This window comes from Pseudooceanicola sp. LIPI14-2-Ac024 (assembly GCF_042188925.1).
Taxonomy (GTDB): Bacteria; Pseudomonadota; Alphaproteobacteria; order Rhodobacterales; family Rhodobacteraceae; genus Pseudooceanicola.
Genome location: NZ_CP170102.1, coordinates 1,966,229 through 1,991,862 on the forward strand (window position 1 = coordinate 1,966,229; position 25,634 = coordinate 1,991,862).

Annotated in this window: 26 protein-coding genes; 14 read left to right on the forward strand and 12 right to left on the reverse strand. The window is 68.2% G+C overall.

Annotation, left to right across the window (positions count from 1 at the left end; genetic code table 11):
• Window positions 1-89 precede the first annotated feature (89 nt).
• The 5 genes from ACE2AC_RS09610 to ACE2AC_RS09630 all read right to left on the reverse strand — a co-directional run bounded on the left by ACE2AC_RS09610 (window position 90) and on the right by ACE2AC_RS09630 (window position 3,751).
• Complete coding sequence (locus ACE2AC_RS09610) at window positions 90-413, reverse strand: GNAT family N-acetyltransferase (protein ID WP_375691873.1); 324 nt, start codon at window positions 411-413, stop codon at window positions 90-92.
• A 62-nt stretch (window positions 414-475) separates the two neighbouring features.
• Window positions 476-802 carry a DUF3775 domain-containing protein gene (locus ACE2AC_RS09615; protein ID WP_375691874.1) on the reverse strand — a complete coding sequence of 109 codons (327 nt, stop codon included), beginning with the start codon at window positions 800-802 and terminating at the stop codon, window positions 476-478.
• Window positions 803-859: 57 nt separating this feature from the next.
• A complete protein-coding gene (locus ACE2AC_RS09620) occupies window positions 860-1,591 on the reverse strand; it encodes an SDR family NAD(P)-dependent oxidoreductase (RefSeq protein ID WP_375691875.1) in 732 nt (243 codons plus the stop codon).
• Window positions 1,592-1,703: 112 nt separating this feature from the next.
• Complete coding sequence (locus tag ACE2AC_RS09625; RefSeq protein WP_375691876.1) at window positions 1,704-2,459, reverse strand: DUF1365 domain-containing protein; 756 nt, start codon at window positions 2,457-2,459, stop codon at window positions 1,704-1,706.
• The gene (locus ACE2AC_RS09630) at window positions 2,456-3,751 is read right to left on the reverse strand and encodes an NAD(P)/FAD-dependent oxidoreductase (protein ID WP_375691877.1); all 1,296 of its coding nucleotides are present in this window, start codon (window positions 3,749-3,751) and stop codon (window positions 2,456-2,458) included. The genes ACE2AC_RS09625 and ACE2AC_RS09630 overlap by 4 nt, the downstream gene beginning before the upstream one ends.
• A gap of 384 nt (window positions 3,752-4,135) precedes the next feature.
• Here ACE2AC_RS09630 and ACE2AC_RS09635 point away from each other — a divergent pair, with 384 nt between their 5' ends.
• From ACE2AC_RS09635 to ACE2AC_RS09645, 3 genes are read left to right on the forward strand one after another with little or no spacing between them, the layout of a single operon-like run.
• Window positions 4,136-4,642: a sigma-70 family RNA polymerase sigma factor gene (locus ACE2AC_RS09635; protein WP_375692087.1), complete on the forward strand. Its 507-nt coding sequence runs from the start codon at window positions 4,136-4,138 to the stop codon at window positions 4,640-4,642.
• Between the two features lie 2 nt (window positions 4,643-4,644).
• Complete coding sequence (locus tag ACE2AC_RS09640; protein ID WP_375691878.1) at window positions 4,645-5,298, forward strand: ChrR family anti-sigma-E factor; 654 nt, start codon at window positions 4,645-4,647, stop codon at window positions 5,296-5,298.
• Between the two features lie 45 nt (window positions 5,299-5,343).
• Window positions 5,344-6,660, forward strand: coding sequence for an MFS transporter (locus ACE2AC_RS09645; RefSeq protein WP_375691879.1), 1,317 nt, complete (start codon window positions 5,344-5,346; stop codon window positions 6,658-6,660).
• Between the two features lie 51 nt (window positions 6,661-6,711).
• Here the strand turns inward: ACE2AC_RS09645 and ACE2AC_RS09650 are convergent, their stop codons facing one another.
• Together ACE2AC_RS09650 and ACE2AC_RS09655 are read right to left on the reverse strand one after the other, a co-directional pair.
• Window positions 6,712-7,467: an SDR family NAD(P)-dependent oxidoreductase gene (locus ACE2AC_RS09650; protein ID WP_375691880.1), complete on the reverse strand. Its 756-nt coding sequence runs from the start codon at window positions 7,465-7,467 to the stop codon at window positions 6,712-6,714.
• A 90-nt stretch (window positions 7,468-7,557) separates the two neighbouring features.
• Entirely contained in the window at window positions 7,558-8,778 is a 1,221-nt protein-coding gene (locus tag ACE2AC_RS09655) for an acyl-CoA dehydrogenase family protein (protein ID WP_375691881.1), read from the reverse strand.
• A gap of 160 nt (window positions 8,779-8,938) precedes the next feature.
• On the opposite strand from ACE2AC_RS09655, the gene ACE2AC_RS09660 reads away from it, so the two are divergent.
• The 4 genes from ACE2AC_RS09660 (at window position 8,939) to ACE2AC_RS09675 (ending at window position 13,940) form a co-directional block, all read left to right on the forward strand.
• A complete protein-coding gene (locus ACE2AC_RS09660; RefSeq protein WP_375691882.1) occupies window positions 8,939-10,501 on the forward strand; it encodes a class I adenylate-forming enzyme family protein in 1,563 nt (520 codons plus the stop codon).
• 79 nt (window positions 10,502-10,580) lie between these two features.
• Window positions 10,581-11,351 (forward strand): SDR family NAD(P)-dependent oxidoreductase, encoded by a 771-nt coding sequence (locus tag ACE2AC_RS09665; RefSeq protein WP_375691883.1) that lies wholly within the window; start codon window positions 10,581-10,583, stop codon window positions 11,349-11,351.
• Window positions 11,351-13,042: a long-chain-fatty-acid--CoA ligase gene (locus ACE2AC_RS09670; protein ID WP_375691884.1), complete on the forward strand. Its 1,692-nt coding sequence runs from the start codon at window positions 11,351-11,353 to the stop codon at window positions 13,040-13,042. Before ACE2AC_RS09665 ends, ACE2AC_RS09670 begins: the two co-directional genes overlap by 1 nt.
• Window positions 13,043-13,133: 91 nt before the next feature.
• The gene (locus ACE2AC_RS09675) at window positions 13,134-13,940 is read left to right on the forward strand and encodes an IclR family transcriptional regulator (RefSeq protein WP_375691885.1); all 807 of its coding nucleotides are present in this window, start codon (window positions 13,134-13,136) and stop codon (window positions 13,938-13,940) included.
• 99 nt (window positions 13,941-14,039) lie between these two features.
• On the opposite strand, the gene ACE2AC_RS09680 is transcribed toward ACE2AC_RS09675, so the two are convergent.
• Window positions 14,040-15,017: an NADPH:quinone oxidoreductase family protein gene (locus tag ACE2AC_RS09680; protein ID WP_375691886.1), complete on the reverse strand. Its 978-nt coding sequence runs from the start codon at window positions 15,015-15,017 to the stop codon at window positions 14,040-14,042.
• Window positions 15,018-15,217: 200 nt separating this feature from the next.
• Between ACE2AC_RS09680 and ACE2AC_RS09685 the strand changes: the two genes are divergently transcribed.
• Window positions 15,218-16,855 carry a long-chain fatty acid--CoA ligase gene (locus ACE2AC_RS09685; RefSeq protein WP_375691887.1) on the forward strand — a complete coding sequence of 546 codons (1,638 nt, stop codon included), beginning with the start codon at window positions 15,218-15,220 and terminating at the stop codon, window positions 16,853-16,855.
• 210 nt (window positions 16,856-17,065) lie between these two features.
• On the forward strand, window positions 17,066-18,157 hold the full coding sequence (locus ACE2AC_RS09690; RefSeq protein WP_375691888.1) for a cystathionine gamma-lyase: 1,092 nt from the start codon (window positions 17,066-17,068) through the stop codon (window positions 18,155-18,157).
• Between the two features lie 112 nt (window positions 18,158-18,269).
• Here the strand turns inward: ACE2AC_RS09690 and ACE2AC_RS09695 are convergent, their stop codons facing one another.
• Both ACE2AC_RS09695 and ACE2AC_RS09700 read right to left on the reverse strand, forming a co-directional pair.
• Entirely contained in the window at window positions 18,270-19,007 is a 738-nt protein-coding gene (locus ACE2AC_RS09695; RefSeq protein WP_375691889.1) for a Bax inhibitor-1 family protein, read from the reverse strand.
• A 155-nt stretch (window positions 19,008-19,162) separates the two neighbouring features.
• Window positions 19,163-19,381 carry a DUF1127 domain-containing protein gene (locus tag ACE2AC_RS09700; protein WP_375691890.1) on the reverse strand — a complete coding sequence of 73 codons (219 nt, stop codon included), beginning with the start codon at window positions 19,379-19,381 and terminating at the stop codon, window positions 19,163-19,165.
• Window positions 19,382-19,507: 126 nt separating this feature from the next.
• Between ACE2AC_RS09700 and ACE2AC_RS09705 the strand changes: the two genes are divergently transcribed.
• The gene (locus tag ACE2AC_RS09705; protein WP_375692088.1) at window positions 19,508-20,404 is read left to right on the forward strand and encodes a LysR family transcriptional regulator; all 897 of its coding nucleotides are present in this window, start codon (window positions 19,508-19,510) and stop codon (window positions 20,402-20,404) included.
• 6 nt (window positions 20,405-20,410) lie between these two features.
• On the opposite strand, the gene ACE2AC_RS09710 is transcribed toward ACE2AC_RS09705, so the two are convergent.
• The gene (locus ACE2AC_RS09710; protein ID WP_375691891.1) at window positions 20,411-21,370 is read right to left on the reverse strand and encodes an NADPH:quinone oxidoreductase family protein; all 960 of its coding nucleotides are present in this window, start codon (window positions 21,368-21,370) and stop codon (window positions 20,411-20,413) included.
• Window positions 21,371-21,701: 331 nt separating this feature from the next.
• On the opposite strand from ACE2AC_RS09710, the gene ACE2AC_RS09715 reads away from it, so the two are divergent.
• The 4 genes from ACE2AC_RS09715 to ACE2AC_RS09730 are packed head-to-tail and all read left to right on the forward strand — an operon-like array spanning window position 21,702 to window position 24,743.
• The gene (locus tag ACE2AC_RS09715) at window positions 21,702-22,073 is read left to right on the forward strand and encodes a helix-turn-helix domain-containing protein (protein ID WP_375691892.1); all 372 of its coding nucleotides are present in this window, start codon (window positions 21,702-21,704) and stop codon (window positions 22,071-22,073) included.
• 58 nt (window positions 22,074-22,131) lie between these two features.
• Window positions 22,132-22,938 (forward strand): inositol monophosphatase family protein, encoded by an 807-nt coding sequence (locus ACE2AC_RS09720; RefSeq protein WP_375691893.1) that lies wholly within the window; start codon window positions 22,132-22,134, stop codon window positions 22,936-22,938.
• Window positions 22,939-22,941: 3 nt separating this feature from the next.
• The gene (locus ACE2AC_RS09725; protein WP_375691894.1) at window positions 22,942-24,276 is read left to right on the forward strand and encodes an 8-oxoguanine deaminase; all 1,335 of its coding nucleotides are present in this window, start codon (window positions 22,942-22,944) and stop codon (window positions 24,274-24,276) included.
• Window positions 24,273-24,743, forward strand: a complete 471-nt coding sequence (locus tag ACE2AC_RS09730) for a CAP domain-containing protein (RefSeq protein ID WP_375691895.1) — start codon at window positions 24,273-24,275, stop codon at window positions 24,741-24,743. The genes ACE2AC_RS09725 and ACE2AC_RS09730 overlap by 4 nt, the downstream gene beginning before the upstream one ends.
• On the opposite strand, the gene ACE2AC_RS09735 is transcribed toward ACE2AC_RS09730, so the two are convergent.
• Window positions 24,710-25,627, reverse strand: a complete 918-nt coding sequence (locus ACE2AC_RS09735; protein ID WP_375691896.1) for a lysophospholipid acyltransferase family protein — start codon at window positions 25,625-25,627, stop codon at window positions 24,710-24,712. The two genes, ACE2AC_RS09730 and ACE2AC_RS09735, sit on opposite strands and share 34 nt — an antisense overlap.
• Window positions 25,628-25,634: the final 7 nt, after the last annotated feature.

Here is a 25,634-nt window from a genome sequence, read left to right on the forward strand (position 1 = left end):
CCGTCCCTGCCGCGTGGTGCGATCCGGGCAATTACGCCCGGCGCGGCCCGTCCCTTCCCGGGGCGGGCCGTGGCATTTGGCGAAAGGCGTCAGCCCTTCGGACGCGCCGTGGCGTCCAGCACGTCGACCCATTCGGGATGCTTGCGGAACATCGCCGCGGCGAAGGGGCAGAGCGGCAGGATGGTCTTTCCGGCAATCCGCGCGTCCGACACCGCACGCGCGACCAGCGCCAGTCCGACACCCATGCCCTTGTAATCGTCGGGCACCCCGGTGTGATCGATGATCAGCATCCGGTCGCCCGCCCGTGAAAACGTCATCTCGGCCTCGGCGCCCGTGCCGTCCGCGCCGCGGTAGACATAGCGCCCGCCCGACCCGGTGTCCTCAAGTACGATGTCGTCGCTGATCGTGGTCATCGCGCCTCTCCTGTGCTGCCGGGGTTCAGGATAGCCGGCGGCCGGGCGAAGGCAATGCGCCCTCAGCGCCCGCCCATCAGATCATCCTCGTCATCGGCGATCTCGAGGTCCAGCGCCTCCATCCCCGCTTCGAGGTGATCGGCCAGGTGTGGCGATCCCAGCAGGTAGTCGGCGGTCGACTGCGTGGCCTCGGCCTTGGCGGTGGCGATCGCCTCGGCCAGGTCCTCGGGCTCGAAAGAGCCGCGTCCGATCCAGTAGACCGCGACCAGGCTCGCCGCCTCGTCCTCGTTCAGGGTGTCGAGGAAGCCGCGCAGCTCGCCCTCGGCTCGGCGCAGTTCGTGGGCCATCAGCACCACCTGCGCGATCTTGCGCTCGGAAATGTCCAGCATCGGTTTCTCCTGTTCTGGCAACCGCTCTGCCAGATCAGGATGCACCCGACTTTGACCTCACGCAAACAGGCGGAAATAAATCCACGGCGGCAGGAACCGCCCCAACCGGAAGACAAGGCCGAACCAGAACGGGAAAGCCTTTGAGAACGCGTCGGAATTCATGTGCTCGAAAACCTCCTGCGCGGCGGCCTCGGGTTCCATGATCGCGGGCATCTTGAAGTCGTTCTTGTCGGTCAGCCGGGTGCGGATGAAGCCCGGATTGACCAGCTGCACCTGCACGCCGGTCTTGCGCAGGTCGGCATGAAGGCTTTCGGCAAGCGCCATGATCCCGGCCTTGGTCGCCGTGTAGGGCGCCGACCGTGGCAACCCGCCATAGGCGGTGAGCGAACCGGTCAGCACGAGGTGCCCGTCGTCGCGCGCGATCATCGGCGGCAGGATCACCCCCACGGCCCGCATCGCCCCGGTGAAGTTCACGTCGGCCATGACCTCGGCCTCTTCGGCGTTCCAGTCCTTGGCGCCGAACGGCCAGTACGCCCCGGCCAGCCAGACCGCGCCGTCGATCTCGCCGATCTCGGTCGCCGCGGCCTCGAGGCTTTCACGCGAACTGACATCGGCGGTCACGACCCGCGCACGTCCGGGAAGGGCAGCGGCAACCGCACTCAGCTTGTCTTCGCTGCGGGCGGTCAGGATCACCTCGGCGCCCGCGTCCGACAGCTTGTGCGCCAGCGCCTCGCCCAGTCCCTCGCTTGCCCCGATCAGCCAGTATCGCTTGCCCTGCCAGTCCCGCATGTCCGTCTCCTTGATCCGTGTCGTCCCCTAGAGACCTTGTTCGGAAACCGCTGCTGTCCAGTCCCCGGTGCCCGAAAGCGCACCAGGCGGAGCCGGCGCCGCCGTCCCGCGCCTATCGCGACACCTCGGCCCCGGGCGGCTCGGGCCGGGGGCGGAAGCCCGCACCCTTCCACCAGAGTCTGAGCGCCTGCCAGTGGATCAGCGCCAGCACGCGGCGCGACCCGAAGGGCCGCCGCAGGCAGGCCGCCAGCAGCCGGCCATCGGTCAGCGGCGCCCGGGTCCCGGCCAGGGTCGCCACCACGCCGCCGTTGCCGCCGGTGAAGTCGATGCGGATGCCAATCCGGTCGGGCCGGATGTCAAAGCGAAAGGTGTAATCCCCCGCCACCGGCTGGAACGGAGAGACGTGCAGGCACTTGCGTGCCCTCAGCGTGTCGTCGGCCCCGATCGGCTCAAGGTCGTCGCGATGGCAAAGGTAGGAATGCCGGTCGCCATAGGTGTTCGTCACCTCGGCCACCACCACGCGCAGCCGGTCCTCGGCATCGTGGCAGAGCCAGAAGGACACCGGGTTGAACACGTGCCCCAGCACCCGGGGCTGCGCCAGCAGCCGCACGCGGTCACCGCCCGGCAGCCCCTCGGCCGCCAGCACCTCGCGCAGCCAGGTCACCCCGCGCCCCTGCCCCGGGGCACCGCCATGGTCGCTGTCATGAAGCGCGGTCAGGCCGCGCCGGTTGCGGGCAAAGCTCCAGAGCCGCGGCGCCGGTGCCTCGGGGTCGATCAGCACGTAGTCCACCCCGTAGCGGAAGGCGTTTTTCACCGCCCCCTTCCGCCCGTGCCAGGTGTGCCCCGATATGATCTCGGCGCCGCTCATTCCGCCGCCATCAGCCGCGGCGCGCGGCGCGCCATGCCCTCGGCCACGGCGACGGCCGAGGCGAGGCCGTCCTCGTGGAACCCGTTGCGCATCCAGGCGCCGCAGAACCACGTTCCGTTCTGCCCGTTCATCCGCGCCACGTCGGCCTGCGCCGCCAGCGCCGCGCGGTCATAGACCGGGTGGCGGAACGTCGTCTCGTCGTGGATCAGGTCCTCCCGGATCGGGCGGGTCGAGTTCAGCGTGACGAAATACGGCGTCTCGTGCGGGATCGGCTGGAGAGAGTTCATCCAGTAGGTCAGGTCGATCGCCTCGCCCGGCCCGGTCACACCCTCGGCGTAGTTCCAGGACGACCAGCAGCCCCGCCGGTGCGGCATCAGCGCCGGGTCCGAATGCAGCACGGTGCGGTTCGGCTGGTAGCGCACCGCACCGAGCGCCGCCGCCTCGTCCTGCGTCGGGTCGGCCAGCAGGGCAAGGCTGTCGTCGGAATGGGTGGCCAGCACGACCTCGTCGAACGCCTCCCACTCCCCGCCGTGCATCCGCACCTCGGGCGCTGCCATGGTGCGCCGGACACCGGCGACCGGGGTGCCGAGGCGGATGTCCACGCCCAGGTCAAGCATCGCGCGGCCCAGCCGGCGGACGTAGGACACCGATCCGCCCTCGACCGTCCACCACTGGTGACTGCCGCCCCGGCTCAGCAGCGCGTGGTTTTCCAGGAACCGGATCATCGCCTGCGCCGGAAACTCGAGGATCTGCTGCTTCGGGGCCGACCAGATCGCGCCGGTGAAGGGCAGCAGGTAGTATTCGCGGAACCACGGCCCCAGCCGCAGCACGTCCATCAGCCCGCCGATGGTCAGGTCGCTGTCGCGCGCCGTGTCGCGGGCGCGGGCATTGAACCGCAGGATGTCGCGCAGCATCCGCAGGAACCGGGGGTTCACCGCGTTCGACCGCTGGCTGAAGAGCGCCCGGTAGCTCGGCAGCCCGTATTCCAGCCGCCCGCCCATGAACGACGCGCCAAAGCTCATGTCGCTCTTCACCACCGGCACCTCGAGCTTCTCGAACAGCGCCACGAGGTGCGGGTAATTGACCTTGTTGAAAACGATGAAGCCGGTATCGACCGGCTGCGACCCGTCCGGGCCGCAATGGATTGTCCGGGCATGCCCCCCCAGCCGTGGCTCGGCCTCGATCAGAGTGACCTCGTGATCCTCGGCCAGCATGTGCGCCGCCCCCATGCCGGAAATTCCGCCACCGATCACGGCGATCCGCCGCCGCGGGGCTGCTGCTTCGAAGGGCATCCGTTTCTCCGTCTTTATCCGTTCCCTGTCAGGACATACGACCCAGAACGGCAAACGGATGCACCGCGGCGATAATTTCTTTTCGGCGCCCCGGCGGATTGCACCCTGCATAAACCGCCGGAGAGCCGCGTCACGCCGCCCTGCCACGCGGCACCATCCGGACCGCCGCCAACCCCCGGGAAAAAAGTTGCGCCCCCCGGTGATCCACCCCGCGACTACCCCCGTATCCCGGTCATGTTGCAGGACACACGCCAGGCCGACGGCATCCCCGCCCCCTCGCCGCTGCCCCCGCGCCGTGTTAGGCAGGGGTCACGAGCGAGAGAGGTGACCACGCCGGTGGCGACAGGCACGACGGACAGGACCGAGACCCCCTGGGTCGACGAGATGCGGCGCATCCGCGATCACGCGGACCGGGCCGCCTTTGCCGCCCTGTTTGCGCATTTCGCGCCGCGGGTGAAGGCCTTCCTGATCAAGTCGGGGGCCGAGCCCTCGGTGGCCGAGGACTGCGCGCAGGACGTGATGGTCACGGTTTGGCGCAAGGCGCACCTGTTCGACCCCGCGCGGGCCAGCGTGGCGACCTGGGTCTTCACCATCGCCCGCAACCGGCGCATTGACCTGTTGCGCCGCGACCGGCGCCCCGAGCCCGAGGCGCTGACCTGGGGCCCAGAGCCCGAACCGGACCAGCAGGCCGTGGTGGAACTGCAGCAGGAAAGTGAACGGCTGAGCGCGGCGATCGCCGCCCTGCCCGAGAAACAGAAGGTCCTGATCGAACAGGCCTACTATGGCGACCTCTCGCACCGCGAGATCGCCGAGATGACAGGGTTGCCACTGGGGACGATCAAGTCCCGCATCAGGCTGGCGCTGGATCGCCTGCGCCACGCAATGGGGTAAGAATGGAACCGAGATCACAGATCAGGCACCACTTGGACGACGCACTTCTGACCGCCTATGTCGCGGGCACCCTGCCCGAGGCGTTTTCGCTGGTCGTGGCCGCGCACCTGTCGATGTGCGATGACTGCCGCGCCCGCGCCGAGGCGCTCGAGCATGTCGGCGGCGCGGTGATGGACGCGCAGGACACCGTCGCGCTCGGCGCAGATGCGCTCGACGCCGTGTTGGCCCGCCTCGACATGGCGCCCGACCCGGTGCCGACCATCCGCACCGCACCGGGCGTTCTGCCCGCGCCGATCCGCGACTACGTGGGCGGCGACCTCGACGCGGTGAAATGGAAAAGCGTCGGCATGGGCGTGAAACAGGCGGTGCTCAAGACCTCCGACAAGGCCTCCGCCCGGCTGCTCTACATCCCCGCAGGGGCGGCGATGCCGGAGCATTCGCACCGCGGGATGGAACTGACGCTGGTCCTGCAGGGCGCCTTCGAGGACGAGAGCGACCGCTTCGGTCCCGGTGACGTGGAGGTGGCCGACGACGAGGTCGACCACACCCCGGTCGCGGACATCGGCGCGGACTGCATCTGCCTGGCCGCGACCGAGGGAAAGCTGCGTTTCAAGTCGTGGATTCCGCGCATCGCGCAGCCGTTCATCGGTATCTGACGATTTCTGTTGACGTTGTCCGCGCGCGGGCAGAGCGTGCGGGCCATGACAGCCATCCTGCGCAACCGCACCTTCCGCCATCTCTTCCTCGCCCAGATCGTCGCCCTGCTGGGCACGGGTCTCGCCACCGTGGCACTTGGCCTGCTGGCCTATGACCTCGCCGGGGGCGGGGCGGGCACCGTGCTGGGCACGATCTTTGCCATCAAGATGGTGGCCTACGTCGGCATCGCGCCGGTGGCCGGGGCCTTTGCCGACCGGTTGCCGCGCCGCGCGATGCTGGTGGCGCTCGACCTGGTGCGGGCGGGCACCGCGCTCTGCCTGCCCTTCGTGACCGAGGTCTGGCAGGTCTACGTTCTGATCTTCCTGCTGCAGTCGGCCTCGGCCGCCTTCACGCCCACCTTCCAGGCCACGATCCCCGACGTGCTGCCGGACGAAGGCGACTACACCCGCGCCCTCTCGCTTTCGCGGCTGGCCTATGACGTCGAGAACATCGTCAGCCCCACGGTCGCCGCCCTGCTGCTGATGTTGGTCTCGTCCGACGCGCTCTTCTTCGGCACCGCGCTCGGCTTTGCCGCCTCGGCCGCGCTAGTGGTCTCGGTCCTGCTGCCCTCGCCCGAACCGGGTGAGCCGCGCGGGATCTACGACCGTTCGACACGCGGCATCCGCATCTACCTTGCCACGCCGCGCCTGCGCGGGCTGCTGGCGTTGAACCTCGCCGCCGCGGCGGCCGGGGCGATGGTGCTGGTCAACACCGTCGTCCTCGTGCGCAGCGACCTGGGGCTGGGGGAAACCGCCGTGGCCCTCGCCATGGGCGCGTTCGGCGCGGGCTCTATGGTCGCGGCCCTCCTCCTGCCGAGGCTGCTCGACCGGGTGGACGACCGGCCAGTGATGATGTCCGGCGCGCTGCTGCTGGTGGCGGTGCTGGCCGTCATGGCGGCGCTCCTGTCGCGCTTCGGACCGTCCTGGCCGCTGCTTCTGGGCGCGTGGTTCACGATCGGGCTGGGCTATTCCTCGGTGCTCACCCCCTCGGGCCGCCTCCTCAGACGGTCGAGCCATGCCGAGGACCGCCCGGCGATCTTCGCCGCCCAGTTTGCCCTCAGCCATGCCTGCTGGCTGGTGACCTATCCGCTGGCCGGCGCGCTGATGACGGCACAGGGTGCGGTCGTCGCCTGCCTCGTGCTGGGCACGCTTGCGGCGCTCGGGCTGCTGACGGCGCTGCTGACTTGGCCCGCGGGCGACCCGCGCGAGGTGCCGCACCGGCACACGGACCTGCCGCCGGACCACCCGCACGTGAAGGACGGCGCCTACCACGTCCACCCCTACATCATCGACCGGCTGCACCACGCCTGGCCGGCACGCTAGAACGCAAACGGCCGGCCCTTGGGCCGGCCGCATCCTCAGCAGCGGGGCGCCTCAGGCGAAGCTCTGGCCGCCGTCCGCGATGATGAGCTGCCCAGTCACGTAGCCCGAGAGCGGCGTGGCCAGCCAGAGTGCGGTGCCCGCGATCTCCTCGGGCGTGCCCATCCGGCGCAGCGGGTTGGCGTTGTTGATCCGCTCGATCCGCTCGGGGTTGGTCCAGAGCGCCTTGGCGAAATCGGTCTTCACCAGCCCCGGCCCGATGGCGTTCACGCGGATGTTCTTCGGCCCCCACTCAAGCGCGAGCGAACGCACCAGCGCGGCATCCGCGGCCTTGGTGACGCCGTAGGCGCCCAGCGTGGTCGAGCCCTTGATCGCCGCCACGGACGAGATCACGACCACCGCGCCGCCGCCCTTCTCGGCCATGCCGGGAAGGACCATCTTGCAGAGCGTGTTGATCACCCGGACGTTGGTGATCAGCATCTTGTCGAAGACCTCGTCGCCCAGGTCCTGCAGCGGCCCGTAGACCGGGTTGATCGCCGCGTTCGGCACCAGCACGTCGATCTGGCCCCATTCCGCGATGGTCTTGTCGACCAGGTGCTGCAGCTGTTCGGTGTCCCCGATGTGGCAGGGGATGACCATCGCCTCGCCGCCCTTGGCGCGGATCGCCTCGGCCACCTCCTCGCAGGCCTCGGCCTTGCGCGAGGATATGACGACCTTGGCGCCCGCCTCGGCATACATCTCGGCAATCGCGCGGCCGATGCCGCGGGACGATCCCGTGACCACCGCTACCTTGCCCTTCAGATCGAACATGATGTCCTCCCTCTGTTCGAAACGCGTTTTCCGGATCGGAAACGAAAGGGCCGGGGAAATCCCCGGCCCGTCCGTCGGGCCCTCCCGCCCTCAGTTCCGGTACTGCTTGAGTTCCAGTTTCGCGATGGTCTCGCGGTGGACCTCGTCGGGGCCGTCCACCAGGCGCATCGTCCGCGCGTTGGCATAGGACGAGGCCAGCGTCGAATCCTGGCTGACGCCCATCGCGCCGTGCACCTGGATCGCGCGGTCGACGACCTTGTGCAGCATGTTCGCCGCCACGACCTTGATCATCGCGATCTCGCGCCGGGCCGCCTTGTTGCCGACGGTGTCCATCATGTAGGCCGCGTGCATCACCAGCAGGCGGGCCTGTTCGATCTCCATCCGGCTCTCGGCGATCCAGTGCTTGTTCACGCCCATCTCGGCGATCTTCTGGCCAAAGGCCTCGCGCGCCATGCCACGCTCGCACATCATCTGCAGCGCGCGCTCGGCGCCGCCGATGCAGCGCATCGCGTGGTGGATGCGGCCGGGCCCGAGGCGGGCCTGCGCGATCTCGAACCCGCGGCCCTCGCCGAGGAGCAGGTTCTTCGCCGGAACGCGGACGTTGTCATAATGGATCTCGGCGTGGCCGTGCGGCGCATGGTCGTAGCCGATCACCGAAAGCGCGCGCTTCACCTTCACGCCGGGCGTGTCGAGCGGCACGAGGATCATCGACTGCTGCTGGTGCTTGGGGGCCGAGGTGTCGGTCTTGCCCATGACGATCGCAATCTTGCAGCGCTTGTCCATCGCGCCCGAGGACCACCACTTGGTGCCGTTCACGATGTAGTCGTCGCCGTCGCGCTTGATCGAGGTCTCGATGTTGGTCGCGTCGGACGAGGCCACCGCCGGTTCGGTCATCGAGAAGCACGACCGGATCTCGCCGTCGAGCAGCGGCTTCAGCCACTTGGCCTTCGCCTCGTCGTCGCCGAAGAGGAAGATCGTTTCCATGTTGCCGGTGTCGGGGGCCGAGCAGTTGAACGGCTCGGACCCGATCGAGGAGCGGCCCATGATCTCGCAGAGCGTGCCATACTCCAGGTTGGTCAGGCCCGCGCCTTTGTACTCGCCCGCGTCATGCGGAAGGAACATGTTCCACAGGCCCGATTCCTTGCCCTTGGCCTTGAGCTCTTCCATGATCGGCGGCTCGTCCCACCGATCGCCGTCCTCGACCTGTTCCTTGTAGACCTTCTCGGCCGGGTAGATGTGATCGTCCATGAAACGCAGAAGCTGCTCGCGCATCTTCTTGGCTTTGTCAGAAATGGGAAAATAATCGTACATCGCTGTCCTCCTCCTCAGGTTGACGCTAACTGACACTCTGTCGGCGCGACTGTCAACGTCGTGGAACACTATTCCGTAAAGCGGAATATTGACGCCATCTTTACGTCAGGTATAGTGTGCCAGCTAACTATTTCAGTCATGGAGAGGGAGGTCCGGACAGATGAGCGACGCATTCCGCACGCACCGCGGCAAGATCGAGCCGAAGACGCCGGAAGAGGATATCTTCTACAATTACGGCGCAGAGGTGCAGAAGGTGGCGGCCGAGAAGCCCGACGCCATCGCGGTCATCTGTGACGAGACCGGCACCAGTTGGACTTGGAAGCACTATGCCGACCGAGTCGCCCGGATCGCGGCCCGGTTGAACGCCGACGGCGTCGGTCCCGACGTCCTTGTCGCGGGGCTGAGCGAAAACTCGCCGGACTACTTCGCGCTCTACACCGCTGTCCTGCACGCCGGCGGCTGCATGGCCCCTCTGCCGTTCTCGGCCAGCGAGGACGCACTGGCCAAGATGGTCGAGAACTCGGCCCCGATCCTGCTCTTCGCGTCGGAAAAATACATGGACGTGGCGAACCGTCTCGGCGCCGCCCGGGTCGTGTCGCTGGGCGATCTCGACGCCTACATCGGCGATGCCGCGCCCGCCGCCCCGACCGAGGTCTCGCCCGACAACCTCTTCGACATGATCTTCTCGTCCGGCACCACCGGCACCCCGAAGGGCATCGTCCACGACCACCGCTTCCGCGCCCGCCAGAACACCCGCGCCGCGCGCAACAAGATGGACGGCACCTCGGTCCAGATCATGTCGACGCCGCTCTACTCGAACACCACGCTGGTAATCTCGCTCGCCGCCCAGACCAAGGGCGCGACCACCGTCATCATGTCGAAGTTCAACACCAAGGAATTCCTGCGCCTCAGCGAGAAGTACAAGGTCACCCACTCCATGCTGGTCCCGGTGCAGTACATGCGCCTGATGGACGAGCCGGATTTCGACAAGTACGACCTCAGCTCCTTCGTCTGCAAGATGTCGACCTCGGCCCCCCTGCCCGGCGTGGTGATCGCCAAGGTGCAGTCTCGCTGGCCCGGCAACCTGATGGAAAGCTACGGCATGACCGAGGGCGGCGCGTCCTTCTCGCTCGACTGTGACGCCCACCCGGACAAGTGGGACACCGTCGGCCAGCTCAACCCGGGCTGCGAGATGAAGATGATCGACGAGCAGGGCAAGGAAATCCCGATCACCGAGTTCGGAGAGATCGTCGGCCGCGGCGTCTCGATGATGCCCGGCTACCACAACGCCCCCGACAAGACCGAGGAAGCGACCTGGGTCTCGCCCGAGGGCGAGGTCTACATCCGCACCGGCGACATGGGCCGGGTGGACGAGGACGGCTTCCTCCACTTGCTGGACCGCAAGAAGGACATGATCATCACGGGCGGGTTCAACGTCTACGCGACCGACCTCGAACAGGTGCTGAGAAAGCACCCGGACGTGACCGACGTGGCCGTGATCGCCATCCCCTCGCGCGACTGGGGCGAAACCCCGCTGGCGCTGGTGGTCCCGGCGCGGAAGGACGCGGACCCGGACGCGATCCGCGACTGGGCCAACGGCCAGTTGGGCAAGATCCAGCGCGTCAGCCGCGTCGAATTCCGCGACGACCTGCCCCGGTCCGAGATCGGCAAGATCCTCAAACGCGAACTGCGCGAGCCCTACTGGCAGAATACACCAGCGTGAAATCCGCATCGCGGAACCTATTTCCGTCCATTGATCAGTGTACCGTTCCGTGCCAACGTGGCGGACGGGAGGACTACACATGAGATTTGACGGCAAGGTCGCCATCGTGACCGGGGCCGCCAGCGGCATAGGCCGTGCCACCGCGGCACGGCTGGCGGCCGAGGGCGCCAGGGTCTGCATCGTGGACCGGGACGCGGCCGCGCTCGAGGCCGCGAAACCTGCGGGCGAGGTGATGACCCACGCCTGCGATGTCAGCGACGAGGCACAGGTCGCGGCCTGCGTCGCGGCGGTGATGGAGGCATGGGGCCGGATCGACGCGGTGGCGAACAACGCCGGCGTCTCGCGCGGTTACCAGCCGATCACCGACAACGACATGGACGACTGGAAGACGGTCATCGGCGTGAACCTCTTCGGCGTCGCGCATTTCCTGAAGCACGCAGGCAAGGTTATGCAGGACCAGGGCTCCGGCGCCTTCGTGAACACCGCCTCGGTCGCGGGCATCCGCTCGGGCGCGGGCGGTAACGCCTATTCGGCGTCGAAGGCCGGCGTCATCAGCCTGACCCAGACGGCGGCCTGCGACCTCGGCGGCTACAACGTGCGGGTCAACGCCGTCTGCCCCGGGTTGATCGAGACCGGCATGACCAAGCGCGTCTTCGACTACGCCCGCGAGAACGACAAGGAACACAAGCTCGGCTCGCGCTGCGAGCTGCGCCGCTACGGCAAGCCCGAGGAGATCGCCGCCGCGATCTGCTTCCTGGCTTCGGACGACGCCTCGTACATCACGGGTCAGGCCCTGCCGGTGGACGGCGGCAACACCGCCTCGCTGAACCTGCCCGGCATGAAGGTGTGATGCCGGACCTGCACATGAAACACTGGCCACCGGGCGTGCCCACCACGCTCACGGTGCCCGACCGCACCGTCGCCCAGAACCTCGCGGCGACGGCGGCGCGTGTGCCCGACAGGACCGCGCTGATCTACTACGGCGCGCGGATCAGCTATGCCGCGCTCTGGCATGATGTCGAACGGATCGCGGGCTGGCTGACCTCGATGGGGGTCGACCGCGGCGACCGTGTCGTGATCGACATGCAGAACGGCCCGCAGTGGATCATCGCCTACTACGCCATCCTGCGCGCCGATGCCGCCGTGGTGCCGGCAAACCCGATGTACCGCGCGGCAGAGCTTGACCACATCCTGCGCGATTCCGGCGCCCGCATCGCCATCGTCGGGACCGAGCTGGTCGATCACCTGCGCCCGCAGCTGGCCTCCGGCGCGCTCGACCACCTGCTGGCCGCCGCCTGCGCCGACATGGCCGCGCCCGAGGGCCGCGCCGACATGCCCGCCGAGCTGCGCGACCGGTCCGACAGCGACGTTGACGGCCCCGGCATCACCCGCTGGCGCGAGGCGCTCGAGGCGCACCATGCCCCGGGCCCGCACGCGGCGGGGCCCGACGACCTGGCCGTGCTGCTCTATACCTCCGGCACCACCGGCCAGCCCAAGGGCTGCGTGCACCGCCATCGCAACATCCAGCAGGTGACCCACACCTACCTGCCGATGGCGCCCTACACCGACGACACCGTGATCCTGACGGTGATGCCCTTCTTCCACGTCACCGGCATGCAGAACGGCATGAACGCCCCGCTCGCCGCCGGTGCGACGCTGGTGCAGATGACCCGCTGGGACACCGCCCTCGCCCTCAGGCTGATCGAACGGCACCGGGTGACGATGTGGCGCTCGATCACCGCGATGGTGATCGACCTGATGCGGGCGCTCGACGACACGCCGGCCGACATCTCCTCGCTCCGCCTGATCGGCGCGGGCGGCGCCGCGGTGCCCGAGGCGGTCGCCCGCCGCCTGCACGCCCTCACCGGGCTCAAGATCGTCGAGGGCTACGGCATGTCCGAGACCGCCGGCGTCACCCACATGAACCCCAACCACGCACCGCGCGAACAGTGCCTCGGCATCCCGGTCTTCGATGTCGACGCGCGGGTGATCGACCTCGACGACGGACACGAGCTTGGCCCCGACAAGGCCGGCGAGATCGTGATCGCCGCGCCGCAGGTCTTCGACGGCTACTGGCGCAACGACGCCGCCACCGCTGCCGCCTTCACCAAGATCGACGGCAAGCGCTTCCTGCGCACCGGCGACATCGGGCTCTACGACGGCGACGGCTACTTCTACATGACCGACCGGCTGAAACGGATGATCAACGCCAGCGGCTACAAGGTCTGGCCGGCCGAGGTCGAGGCCCTGATGCACCGCCACCCCGACGTGGCCGAGGCCTGCGTCGTCGGCCTGCCCGATCCCCGCCGGGGCGAGACGGTCGTCGCCCATGTCGTCCGCCGCTCCGGCGCGGCGCTGGACGAGGCCGCGCTGGCCGCCTGGTGCCGGGCCGAGATGGCCGCCTACAAGGTGCCCCACGCCATCCGGTTCGTGCCCGCCCTGCCCCGCAGCGGCACCGGCAAGGTCCAGTGGCGCGAGATCGCGGCGGCCGAGGCCGACAGCGCGCTCGCGGCAACACAGGACGACCGCGCCGCGGGCTGAATCGATGTATTTCTTGACCGCGACCATCAGCCACAGCTAGGCGGGATAAACCCGCATCGCGGAATTTCGGAGACGCCACTTGCGCAAGAGAATGACCGACACGGCCAGGGACGCCGACAAGAGCAACACGGACCGCCAGTTCGTGACCTCGCTCTATCGCGGGCTCGAAATCCTGCGCGCCTTCAGCCCCAACGACCGGGCAGGGCTGGGAAATTCCGACCTGGCGGAACGCACCGGCCTGCCGAATTCGACCGTGTCGCGGCTGACCTTCACGCTGCTCAAGGCCGGCTACCTGGTCTATGACGACGACACCGGACGCTACCGCATGGGCGTGCCCGTGCTCTCGCTCGGCTACGCCTGCCTTGCCGGGCTGCACGTCCGCGAGACGGCGCAGGTCTACATGCAGAAGCTGGCCGACGATTGCGGCGACGGGGTGCTGGTGGCGCTTGGCGGGCGCGACGACATGTCGATGACCTACATCTCCTGCGCCCGCTCGCTCGGGGTGATATCGCTCCAGCTCGATGTCGGCTCGCGGATCTCGCTGGCCCGCTCGGCGATCGGCCGCGCCTACATCGCCGGCACCACCGACGCCGAGCGCACCGAGATCATGGAGCGCATCCGCGAACGCACCGCGCCGGACAAGCTGAACCAGATCCTCGACGGGATCGAGGACGCCCGCGAACAGATCGCGGCCAAGGGCTACTATACCAGCATCAAGGAATGGCAGAAGGACGTGCACGCGGTCTCGGTCCCCTACCGCTCGCGCCAGCCCGAGACGCCGATGCTCGCCTTCAACCTCGGCGGCTATTCCTTCTCGCTGCCCAAGGAACGGCTCGAGGACGAGCTGGGGCCGAAGCTGGTCGAACTGGTGAACACCGTCAGCCGCGTGGGGTACTGATCGCGGCGGTGCGTCCGGGCACGCATCCTGCGGCCCTTTTCACGGCGCACGAAAAAGGGGCCCTAAGGCCCCTCTCCCCGACACCGGATGCCGGTGGCGTCACACCCCTTCAGGGATCAGCGCGAATTTCCCCACGCCGCCGCGGCCCAGCACCTTCTCCAGCACCGCCGGCGCCTCCTGCAGCGGGAACCGCCCGGCCACCAGCGGCTTGATCTCCTTGCTGGCGAACCAGCCCAGCAGCTCGCGCATGTTCTCGGCATAGACCGCCGGTTCCGCGCGGGTGAAATTGCCCCAGAACACGCCGACCACGGCGTATTCCTTGACCAGCGCCAGGTTGACCGGGAACTTCGGGATCTCGCCGCTGGCGAAGCCGATGATCAGCAGGCGCCCGTTGCGCCCCATGAACCGGGTCGCGGCATCGAAGGCCTCGCCGCCCACCACGTCATAGCAGACATCGGCGCCCTTGCCGCCGGTCAGCTCCTTGACCTTGTCCTTCAGGCCTTCGTAGCCGATCACGTGGTCCGCGCCGCAGTCCCGCGCGATCTTGCCCTTCTCCTCGGACGACACCACCGCGATCACCGTCGCGCCCATCAGCTTGCCGAGCTGCACGGCGGCGACGCCCGTGGCGCCTGCCGCGCCAAAGACCACCAGCGTCTCGCCCGGCTGCAGGTTGGCGCGCTGCTTCAGCGCGTGGTGCGAGGTGCCGTAGGCGATGATCAGCGCGCAGGCCTCGGCGGCGTCGGCGCCCTCGGGCAGCAGGAAGGTCGCCTTGGCCGGGATCGCCGCCATCGAGGCATAGCCGGTCTGCCCGGCATAGCCGACGACACGCTGGCCGACCTCGCGGTCGGTCACGCCCTCGCCCAGGGCCACGATCTCGCCCGCGACTTCGCTGCCGGGAATGAACGGACGGTCCGGCCGCACCTGGTACTTGCCCTGCACCAGCAGCCCGTCGGGATAGTTCACGCCGCAGGCCTCGACCCGGATCAGGACCTCGCCCTTGCCCGCCACCGGGTCCGGCAGTTCCTTGTATTCGAGGTCCTGCAGCGGACCGAATTCATTGCAGACGATAGCCTTCATCGCGATGTGCCTCCCATATCTCTCATCTCGCGCTACCATAGGAATCCACAGGCCCGTGACCAGCGGATTCGCCTTGTTTTCCTAGTATTTGGCATGCCGCAGCGCGGCATCACCAGCACGTTACGTCATTTTGCGGAATTTACTTTCACGCACCATGTGGCCGCGTTAACAAATCGGCAACAGCAAACGGGAGGAGACCCATGCAGGGTATGATGATGCAGCGTCCGCTGCGGATCTGCGACATTATTGAATTCGGCGCCGAGCAATATCCGCAAGGCGAAATCATCTCGGTCCGGACCGAGGGCGACATCCACCGCTACACCTATCCCGAGGCCGTCCGGCGCACCCGCCAGCTGGCCAACGCGCTCAAGGCGCGCGGCGTGGCATTGGGGGACCGCGTCGCAACCCTGGCCTGGAACGGCTACCGGCATTTCGAACTTTACTACGCGATCTCGGGCATCGGCGCGGTGTGCCACACGATCAACCCGCGCCTCTCGGCCGAGCAGCTGATCTACATCGTCAACCACGCCGAGGACAAACTGCTGTTCCTCGACACCACCTTTGTCCCGCTGATCGCCGCGGTGAAGGACCACCTGCCCAAGGACATGACCTTTGTGATCATGACCGACCGGGCCCACATGCCGAAGGATATGCCGTTCGACGCGCTCTGCTACGAAGAGCTGCTGGACGGCCAGCCCGACACCATCGACTGGCCCGAGTTCGACGAGAACACGGCAGCCGGCCTCTGCTACACCTCCGGCACCACCGGCAACCCCAAAGGCGCGCTCTACTCGCACCGCTCGACGGTGCTGCACGCGATGATGATCATCGTCATGCAGTCCGACAGCTTCGTCGAGGGCGCCAAGGTGCTGCCCGTCGTGCCGCTCTTCCACGTGAACGCCTGGGGCCTGCCCTACTCCGCGCCGATGGCCGGTCTCTCCATCGTCTTTCCCGGCCCGGCCCTCGACGGCCCGAGCTTGTGGAAACTGATGGACGACGAGGTGGTGCACTCCGCCTGGGGCGTGCCGACCATCTGGATGGGCCTGATGGCCGAGATCAAGAAGCAGGGCCGCCTGCCCGCGGGCTTCAAGGACGTGGTCGTCGGCGGCTCCGCCGCGCCGCGCTCGCTGATCAAGGGCTTCGAGGAAATGGGCGCCTCCGTCTCCCACGCCTGGGGCATGACCGAGATGAGCCCGGTGGGCTCCCACGGTGTCCTGCCCGCGACGCTCAAGGACGCGCCGCTGGAAGAGAAGCTCGACATGAAGCAGAAGCAGGGCCGCCGCTGCTTCGGCGTCGAGTTCAAGATCGTCGACGAGGCCGGCAAGGAACTGCCCAAGGACGGCGACGCGGTCGGCGAACTGTTCGTGCGCGGCAACACCGTCGTCTCGGGCTACTTCAAGAACGAGGAAGCCACCGCCAAGGCGCTCGACGCCGAGGGCTGGTTCGGCACCGGCGACGTCGCCTCGATCGACCCGAACGGCGTCCTGTCGATCCAGGACCGCGCCAAGGACCTGGTGAAATCGGGCGGCGAGTGGATCTCCTCCATCGACCTCGAGAACGTCGCCATGGCGCATCCCGGCATCGCCAGCGCCGCGGTGATCGCGGTGCCGCACCCGAAATGGGACGAACGCCCGGTCCTCGTGGCCGTCGCCGCCGGCGAGGAGAAGCCGACGCTCGACGACCTGCAGGGCCTGATGCTCGAACATTTCGCCAAGTGGCAGCTGCCCGACGACATCATCTGGGTCGAGGACCTGCCGCTGACCGCCACCGGCAAGGTGTCGAAACTGACCCTCCGCCAGCGCCTGCTCGAGGACTACAAGCACCCCGAACTGCGCTGAGGCGCGGCCACCGGGACGGACAAGAGGGGCGGGCCGCAGGGTCCGCCCCTTTCGCTTGCGGCGGCTGCAGCGGGGGGCCAGCCCCCGTCGGCGCGATGCGCCGACTCCCCCGGAGTTTACCGGGCAAGATGAAGAGGCGGGGTTGCGCTTGCGGTTCCCGCGGCGATCCGCATAGCTGGCGCCGAAACGCCGAAATGAAGGAGCCTTCCTATGTCTGACCAAGATCTCGCCGCCCGCCTGCTGCACCTGCGCGCCGAGGGGCTCGACAAGGGCGCGCCCGTCGTCACCCCGGTCGAGATGGCGTCGATGTTCCACCTGCCCGGCGACCCGGCGGGCGTGCCCGGCTACGGCCGCATGGACAACGCCACCTGGGCCGCGCTCGAAGCGGCGCTTGGCCATCTGGAACAGGCGCCCTCGATCGCCTTCCCGTCGGGCATGGGCGCGATCTCGGCTGCGCTCTTCTCGTGCCTCTCGGCGGGCGACCGCATCCTCGTGCCGACCGACGGCTACTACACCACGCGCCTGCTGGCCGACCAGTTCCTCAAGGCCCTGGGCGTCGAGATGGTGCTGCGCGACACCGCCCGATTTGCCGAAGGCGGCTTCGACGGGTTCCGCCTCGTCTTCCTCGAAACCCCCTCGAACCCGGGGCTCGAGCTCTGCGACATCCGCGCCGTGGCCGATGCGGTCCACGCCGCGGGCGGGCTTCTGGTGGTCGACAACACCACGATGACCCCGCTCGGCCAGCGCCCGCTGGACCTGGGCGCCGCCATCGTGGTCGCGTCTGACACCAAGGCGCCGAACGGCCATTCCGACCTGCTGATGGGCCACGTCGCCACCCGCGACGACGCGCTCTTTGCCCGGATGAAGGACTGGCGCAAGCTGGCCGGCGGCATCCCCGGCCCGTTCGAGGCCTGGCTGACCCTGCGCGGGCTCGAGACGCTGGAACTGCGCCTGTCCCGCATGGTCGCCACGGCCGAGGTCATCGCCGCCCGTCTGGCCGAGCATCCGGCCGTCTCCGACCTGCGCTATCCCGGCATGTCGAACCACCCGGCGCTGACGCAGATGGCGCATGGCGGCTTCCTGATCAGCTTCACCCTTGAGAGCGAGGCGGTGGCCGAGAGCTTCATCAATTCCTGCACCCTGATCCAGCCCGCGACGTCCTTCGGCGGCGTGCACACCAGCGCCGAACGCCGCGCCCGCTGGGGCGACGCCGTCGCGCCCGGCTTCGTCCGCCTCTCGGTGGGGATCGAGCCGGTCGAGACGCTCTGGGCCGCCATGGCCGAGAGCCTGCCCAACAGCTGAACCGCAGGGTGGGGTTCCACCCCCCTTCCCCCTCAGCCATGCCCCGCACAAACGAAAACCCCCGCCCGAGCATCCTCGGGCGGGGGTTCTCTTTTACTCTGCTCCGCCGCGCTTATTCGCGGTTGCCGAAGAGCTGCAGCAGGAACATGAACATGTTGATGAAGTCCATGTAGAGGCTCAGCGCGCCCATGATGGCGGCCTTGCCCAGCCACTCCTGGTCGCCCGTGTGGGCCATCTGCAGGTAGGTGTTCTTGATGTTCTGCGTGTCGTAGGCGGTCAGGCCCGCGAAGATCAGCACACCCAGGATCGAGATCGCGAAGTAGAGCGCGGGCGAGCCGAGGAAGATGTTGACGATCGAGGCGACCAGGATGCCGATCACGCCCATGATCAGGAACGACCCCCAGGCCGAGATGTCCTTCTTGGTGGTGTAGCCCCAGAGCGACAGGCCCGCAAAGGCGATCGCGGTCACCAGGAACACCTGGGCGATCGACACGCCGGTGAAGGCCACGAAGATCCAGCTGAGCGACAGGCCCATCACCGCCGCGAAGGCGTAGAAGAACAGCTGCGCGCCGGCGGCCGAGAGCTTGTTGATGGCGGCGCCGAAGGCGAAGACCATGATCAGCGGCGCGAACATCGCGATCCAGCCCAGGATGTTGGGCTGCAGCGTCATCGGGTCGCGGAAGATGCTCAGCAGGGCCTCGTTCGACCCCACGGCCCAGGCGACGAGAAAGGTCAGCAGCATGCCGACCGACATCGTCCCGTAGACCTTGTTCATGTGGGCGCGAAGGCCCTCGTCGATGACTGCACCTCTCGTGCCAGCCGTCTGACGGATCGTTTGCGGTTCAGCCATCCATTCCTCCAGATTGATCTGATGCCCCTCACCCGAGGCTTTGCGATCAAATATCGGGAACCGCAGGCATCTTTTCAAGTCTCAGATATGCGAAACCGCGCTCCCTTGGGAACGCGGTTCTCACTTTTCCGACAGGGCCCGTCCCGCGGGCGATCTCAGCCGCGCCAATTGCTCGGTACGTCCCAGATCTTGCGGCGCGATTCCCGCATCGCCTGTTCGCGGGTGACACCGATGTCGTCCAGCAGCGAAGCGTCGAGCTGCGCCAGCGAACGGCGGCTGTTGTGGAGGCCCAGAAGCGCGAACGCGCGGCCGATGAGCGAACCGGGTCTGCCGGATGCGGCATAAGCGGCGCGCCGGGAGGTCAGCGTGGCCATCGTCTCATCCTTTCATGATCTTGATGGTTAAGGGGTCTTCGATAATTCCTGTTGATGTATATGGCGATCCATGATCAATATTGGAAATGAATGTTTTTGGCCCACTTCATCAAGATCGGTGATGATATGCGAAACCTCGACATGACCGCCCTGCGCTCCTTCGTGGCGGTGGCGGATCACGGCGGCGTCACCCGCGCGGCGGGCGTGCTGAACTTCACCCAGTCCGCCGTTTCCATGCAGCTCAAGCGGCTCGAGGAAACCCTGGACCAGACGCTCTTCGACCGGGCCAACCGGCGGATCGAGCTGACGGCGGCCGGCGAACAGCTCCTCGGCTATGCCCGGCGCATCGTCGACCTCAACGACGAGGCGATGGCGCGCATGACCTCTCCCACCTTCGAGGGCGAGATCGTGCTGGGCGTGCCGCACGACATCGTCTACCCGGTGCTGCCCCGCGTGCTGCAACGCTTCAACGCCGAGTTCCCGCGCATGAAGGTGCAGCTGATCTCGGCCTACACCTCTCTGCTCAAGCCCGAGTTCGCCAAGGGCGAGATCGACGTCATCCTGACCACGGAATCCACTCCCGACGCCAATGCCGAGGTGCTGGATGAACGGCCGCTCTGCTGGATCGGCGCGCCCGGCGGCTCCGCCTGGCGCCAGCGGCCGATCCGCTACGCCTCGGCCCGCACCTGCATCTTCCGGCCCGCCACCATCCGCGCGCTCGAGGATGCGGGCATCGACTGGGAAAACGCCGTCGAAACCGCGCAGGACCGCACCGTCGAGGCGACGATCACCGCCGACCTCGCCATCGGCGCGATGCTCGAAGGGACCGAGCCGCCGCACCTCGTCCGGGTCGACCACGGCGGGGAACTTCCCGCGCTCGGCACCCAGAAGATCTGCCTCTACCGCCAATCGCGCGGCGGCAACGACGTGTCGAACCGGCTGGCCGACATGCTCTGCGCCGGCTTCACCGCGCCCGACACCGCCTGGCGCGCGCCGCTGCGCGAGGTTACGCTGCGCGCCTGAGCCGCCTCACGGCTCGATGATCACCTTCCCGGTCGAGGCGCGGCGCCGCAGCAGGTCCAGCCCCTCGGCCGCCTGGTCCAGCGGCAGCCGGTGGCTGATGTGCGGACGGATCCGCCCCTCCTCCAGCCAGCGGAAGAGCTGCGCCAGGCTGTCGGTCACCACCGCGGGCCGGAACTTCATGTAGCCGCCCCAGTAGAACCCGAGCAGGTCGATGTTCTTGACCAGCATATGGTTGGGCTTCACCTCGGGGATGTCGCCGCTGGCGAACCCGATCACCAGGATGCGCCCCTCCGGGTTGGTGGCACGGAACGCCGCCTCGAACTGGGCGCCGCCGACCGGGTCATAGACCACGTCCGCCCCGCCAAGTGCCTTGACCGCCGCGCGGATGTCGTCGGTCTCGGCGTCGATCAGGTGATCGGCCCCGGCGGCCCGCGCCACCGCCAGCTTGTCGGCGCCCCGGGCGCAGGCGATCACCCGCGCGCCCATCAGCTTGCCGATCTCGACCGCGGTCAGGCCGACACCGCCCGCCGCCCCCAGCACCAGCAGGGTCTCTCCCGGCTGCAGCCGGGCCTTGTGGTCCAGCGCCACGTGACTCGTGCCGTAGGCGATCGGAAGGGCTGCCGCATCGGCGAAATCCACGCTGTCAGGCAGGCTCACCAGTCGCTCGGTTGGAAACAGTCCGTATTCGGAAAGACCACCATTCCCGCCATAGACCGCCACCCGTGTTCCCACCCCGGGACCACCCCCGGCCGGGTCCTCGGCGGCCACCACGCCGGCCACCTCCATGCCCAGCGTAAAGGGGGGTTCGGGGGTCTCCTGGTAGGTGCCGCGGACCATCAGCAGGTCGGCGAAGTTCAACCCACAGGCGTGCACCCGGACAAGGGTGCAACCCTTTGTCGGCAAGGGCTTTTCGACCTCGACCAGCGCGGGCTCCGCCCCCTTTTCACGAACCGTGAATGCCTTCATGACGCCCTCCTGCAGCTGCAACGCAGGCGCGAGTTAGGGCGCCCGGCGGGGCAAAGTCAAACAGCCCCGCGACAAATGCATCCTCCCGGCAAGTCAGCGTTATTGACAAGCGAATGACGGGACGTCACGAATTGACGTACGGGGAAGGTGACGCTGGGGCTGCTGACAACAAGTTAACCGCGTCAAGCTTGATCGAACACGAAATACTGGTATTGTTTTTTGGCGCTGTTGGGATGCGTGGCGCAAAGAAACATGGTAAATTCAACCGGCTGGCCTTTTTGCGGGGTCCAGGGCGGTTGAGGATGACTGGAAGTTTAGGGAGCCGCGCAATATGACCCACCCAGTAGACGTGCATGTCGGCAAGAGGATTCGCCACCGTAGGTGGCTTGTCGGCATGACCCAGCAGCAGCTGGCAGAGCGTGTGGGCATCAAGTTCCAGCAGATCCAGAAGTATGAGACCGGTGCCAACCGTGTCAGCGCCTCCCGGTTGTGGGACATCGCCGACGCGCTGGATGTACCAGTGAGCTTTTTCTTCGAAGGTCTGGACTCTGATGCCGCTGAAAAGGAATCCGCCGGGGACATTCCCGCGGACCTGATGGGCGACAAGGAGGCGCTGGACCTGATCCGCTCCTACTACGCCATTCCTGAAAATCAGCGGCGTCGCCTCTTCGAACTCGCCCGGGTGCTCAGCGACGTCGCTTGAGCCCCGGCGCCGCCTGCGCTAGCCCGTGTATGACACGCGGCCAGAACAGGACGGCAGGATGGCGAAAGAGACTTCCCAGGACATCATCGAAACGGCCCATGCGATGGCGGATGCCGCGCGTGGGGCGATCCTTCCGCATTTTCGCGCCGCCGGGGGACTGGCGGCCGAGAACAAGGAGGTCGCCCGCTTCGATCCGGTGACCGTCGCCGACCGCGCCGCCGAACAGGCGATGCGGGCCGTGCTGGCTGACCGCCGGCCCGACGACGCCATCCTGGGCGAAGAGTACGGCCTGAAGGACGGCACCAGCGGTCTGACCTGGGTGCTCGACCCGATCGACGGGACGCGCGGCTTCATGTCCGGCACCCCGACCTGGGGCGTCCTGATCGCCGTCGGCGGTGCCGACGGGCCCGACTTCGGCATGATCGACCAGCCCTACACCGGCGAACGGTTCTGGGGCGGCTTCGGCACGGCCACCAGCACCGGCCCCCTCGGCCAGCGCCCGCTGGCGACGCGCGCCACGGCGACGCTCGACGAGGCGATCCTTTTCACCACCTTCCCCGAGGTCGGCACCCCGGACGAAGGCGCCGCCTTCCGCGCCGTGGCCGACCGGGTCAAGCTCGTCCGCTACGGCATGGACTGCTACGCCTATGCCCTGATCGCCGCCGGCCAGATCGACCTGGTGATCGAGGCCGGGCTGCACGCCTACGACATCCAGGCCCCGATCGCGGTGATCGAGGCGGCGGGCGGCATCGTCACCGATTGGCACGGCAACCCGGTGCATGCCGGCGGCCGAGCGCTGGCCGCGGCCAATCCCGAAATCCATCGCGCCGCGCTCGACATCCTGGCCCCGTTGGTCGCAGAATAACCCATGGCCGAGATCCTGATCCGCGGCGCGGACCACATCCTGACGATGGACGACCAGCGCCGCGAGCTGTCGGGCGCCGATATCCTGGTCCGCGACGGCGTGGTCGCCGCGCTCGGGCCGGGCCTCGCCACCACCGGCGAAACCGTCCTCGCCACGGGCTGCGTCGTGACCCCGGGCCTCGTGAACACCCACCACCACCTCTACCAGACGCTGACCCGCGCCGTGCCCGGCGGGCAGGATGCCCTGCTCTTCGGCTGGCTGCAGACGCTCTATCCGATCTGGTCGCGCTTCGGCCCGGAGGAGATGCGCATCTCCGCCCTCACCGGGCTGGCCGAACTGGCGCTCTCGGGCTGCACCCTCAGCAGCGACCACCTCTACCTCTACCCGAACGGCGCGCGCCTCGACGACACGATCGACGCCGCGCGCGAGATCGGGCTGCGCTTCCACCCGACCCGCGGCTCGATGAGCATCGGCGAAAGCGCGGGCGGCCTGCCCCCCGACAGCCTCGTCGAGGACGAGGCCGCGATCCTCGACGACTGCATCCGCGTCGTCGACACCTTCCACGACGCCGCCGAGGGCGCCATGGTCCGCGTCGGCCTCGCCCCCTGCTCGCCCTTCTCGGTCAGCCGCGAGCTGATGCGCGACGCCGCCCTGCTGGCCCGCGACAAGGGCGTCATGTTGCACACCCACCTGGCCGAGAACGACGAGGACATCGCCTATTCCCAGGCCCAGTTCGGCTGCCGCCCCGGCCAGTACGCCGAAGACCTCGGCTGGACCGGCGCGGATGTCTGGCACGCCCATTGCGTGAAGCTCGACAGGCACGAGATCGACCTCTTCGCCCGCTCCGGCACCGGCGTCGCCCATTGCCCCTGTTCCAATTGCCGCCTCGGGTCCGGCATCGCCCCCGTGCGCCGGATGCGCGACGCAGGCGTCAAGGTCGGCCTCGGCGTCGACGGCTCGGCCTCGAACGACAGCGGCAACCTCGTCTCCGAGGCGCGGCAGGCCATGCTGCTCCAGCGGGTCGCCAACGGCGCCGATGCCATGTCCGCCCGCGAGGCGCTGGAAATCGCCACCCGCGGCGGCGCCGACGTGCTGGGCCGTCCCGACTGCGGCCGCCTCGCCCCGGGCAAGCGCGCCGACATCGCGATCTGGGACACCCGCGGCGTCGAAAGCGCCGGCAGCTGGGATCCCGCCGCCCTCCTCCTCGCCGGGCCGACCCGTGTCCGCGACCTCTTTGTCGAGGGGCGGCAGGTCGTGCGCGACGGCCACCTTGCCACCATCGACCTGCCCCGCGTGCTGGACCGCCAGCGCGCCCTCGCCCGGGCGCTCGCGTCATGAGGATCGCGGCGCTCTTCCTTGCCCTGCTGCTGGCCGGGCCCGTGGCGGCCCAGATGCGCCCGACGCAGGACGCGCAGGCCACCGCCACCTTTGCCGACGACCTCGTCGCCGCGATGAACGCCGCCCGTGCCGCCCGCGGCCTGCGCGCCTACGAGGCCGATCCCCTGCTCGCCCTCGCCGCCGCCGGTCACGCGCAGGACATGGCCCGCCAGGGCTACCTCGACCACCGCTCGCGCGATGGCCGCACCATGGGCGACCGGATCCGCGCCCAGGGCTTCCGCTATTGCATGGCGGCCGAGAATATCGCCTTCGGCCAGCCCGACGTGCAGGAGGTGGTGACCACCTGGATGCGCAGCCCCGGCCACCGCGCCAACGTGCTGCTGCCCGACGTGCGCTTTGCCGGCGCCGCCCGCGCCGAAGCGCAGGGCCGCACCTACTGGGTCGCGGTTTTCGCCAGCCCCTGCTGATCCGCCTGGCCAAGCGCCAGCGTGTGCGCCCGCAGCCAGGCCATGAACTCGCGCGGGTTCTCCCTGAGCAATCCCATGTCCGCCGGCGCGATCGGCGCCCCGATCACCGGCGACTGCGGCTTGCCCACCGAATGCGCGATTTCGTGCAGCAGGAGCGACTGGCGCAGCGTGGCCGACACCCGGTTCGCCATCTGGTACCAGCGCGAATTGGCGCCGGGAAAGAACACCGGCACCACCGTCGCGCCCGACCGGCGGATCAGCTGCGCGGTAAAGACGTTCCACTCCGCCTCGACCGCCGGGCCGAACATCGTCTCGGACGCCGACACCACGCCCGAGGGAAACAGCCCGACCAGCCCGCCGCCCTTCAGCACTTCCATCGCCTCGGCCCGCATCAGCACCGACTTGCGCTGCGCGTCCGGGTCGTGCGGGAACGGCACCGGCAGCAGGTAGCGTGAAGCGACCTCGTCGATCGCCGTCAGCAGCGACCGCGTGAGGATCCGGTAATCCTGCCGCCGCCGCGCGATCAGCGCACCCAGCACCATGCCGTCGACCATGCCGTGCGGATGGTTCGCCACCAACACCACGGGCCCGTCCGAAGGGATCCGCGCGATCTGCGCCGCGGGCGTGGTGATGTCGATCTGCATGGTGTCGAGGCAGGCGTCCCAGAAGGTCGCGTCCTGCGGCGGACCGCGGCGCTCGAACTCCCGGATCAGGCGCAGGATGGTCAGCTTCCCGGTCATCCACTCGATGCCGCGGATCACGTTCCGCTTCACCGGGTCCTCGAAACTGGTGGAATAGGTCAGGCTGCGGCGGTCGTATTTGATGTCGGACTCCGGTTCGATCCGGTCCGACCCAGCAATGGGGTTATGTGTGCCGTCCACCAAGTCTACC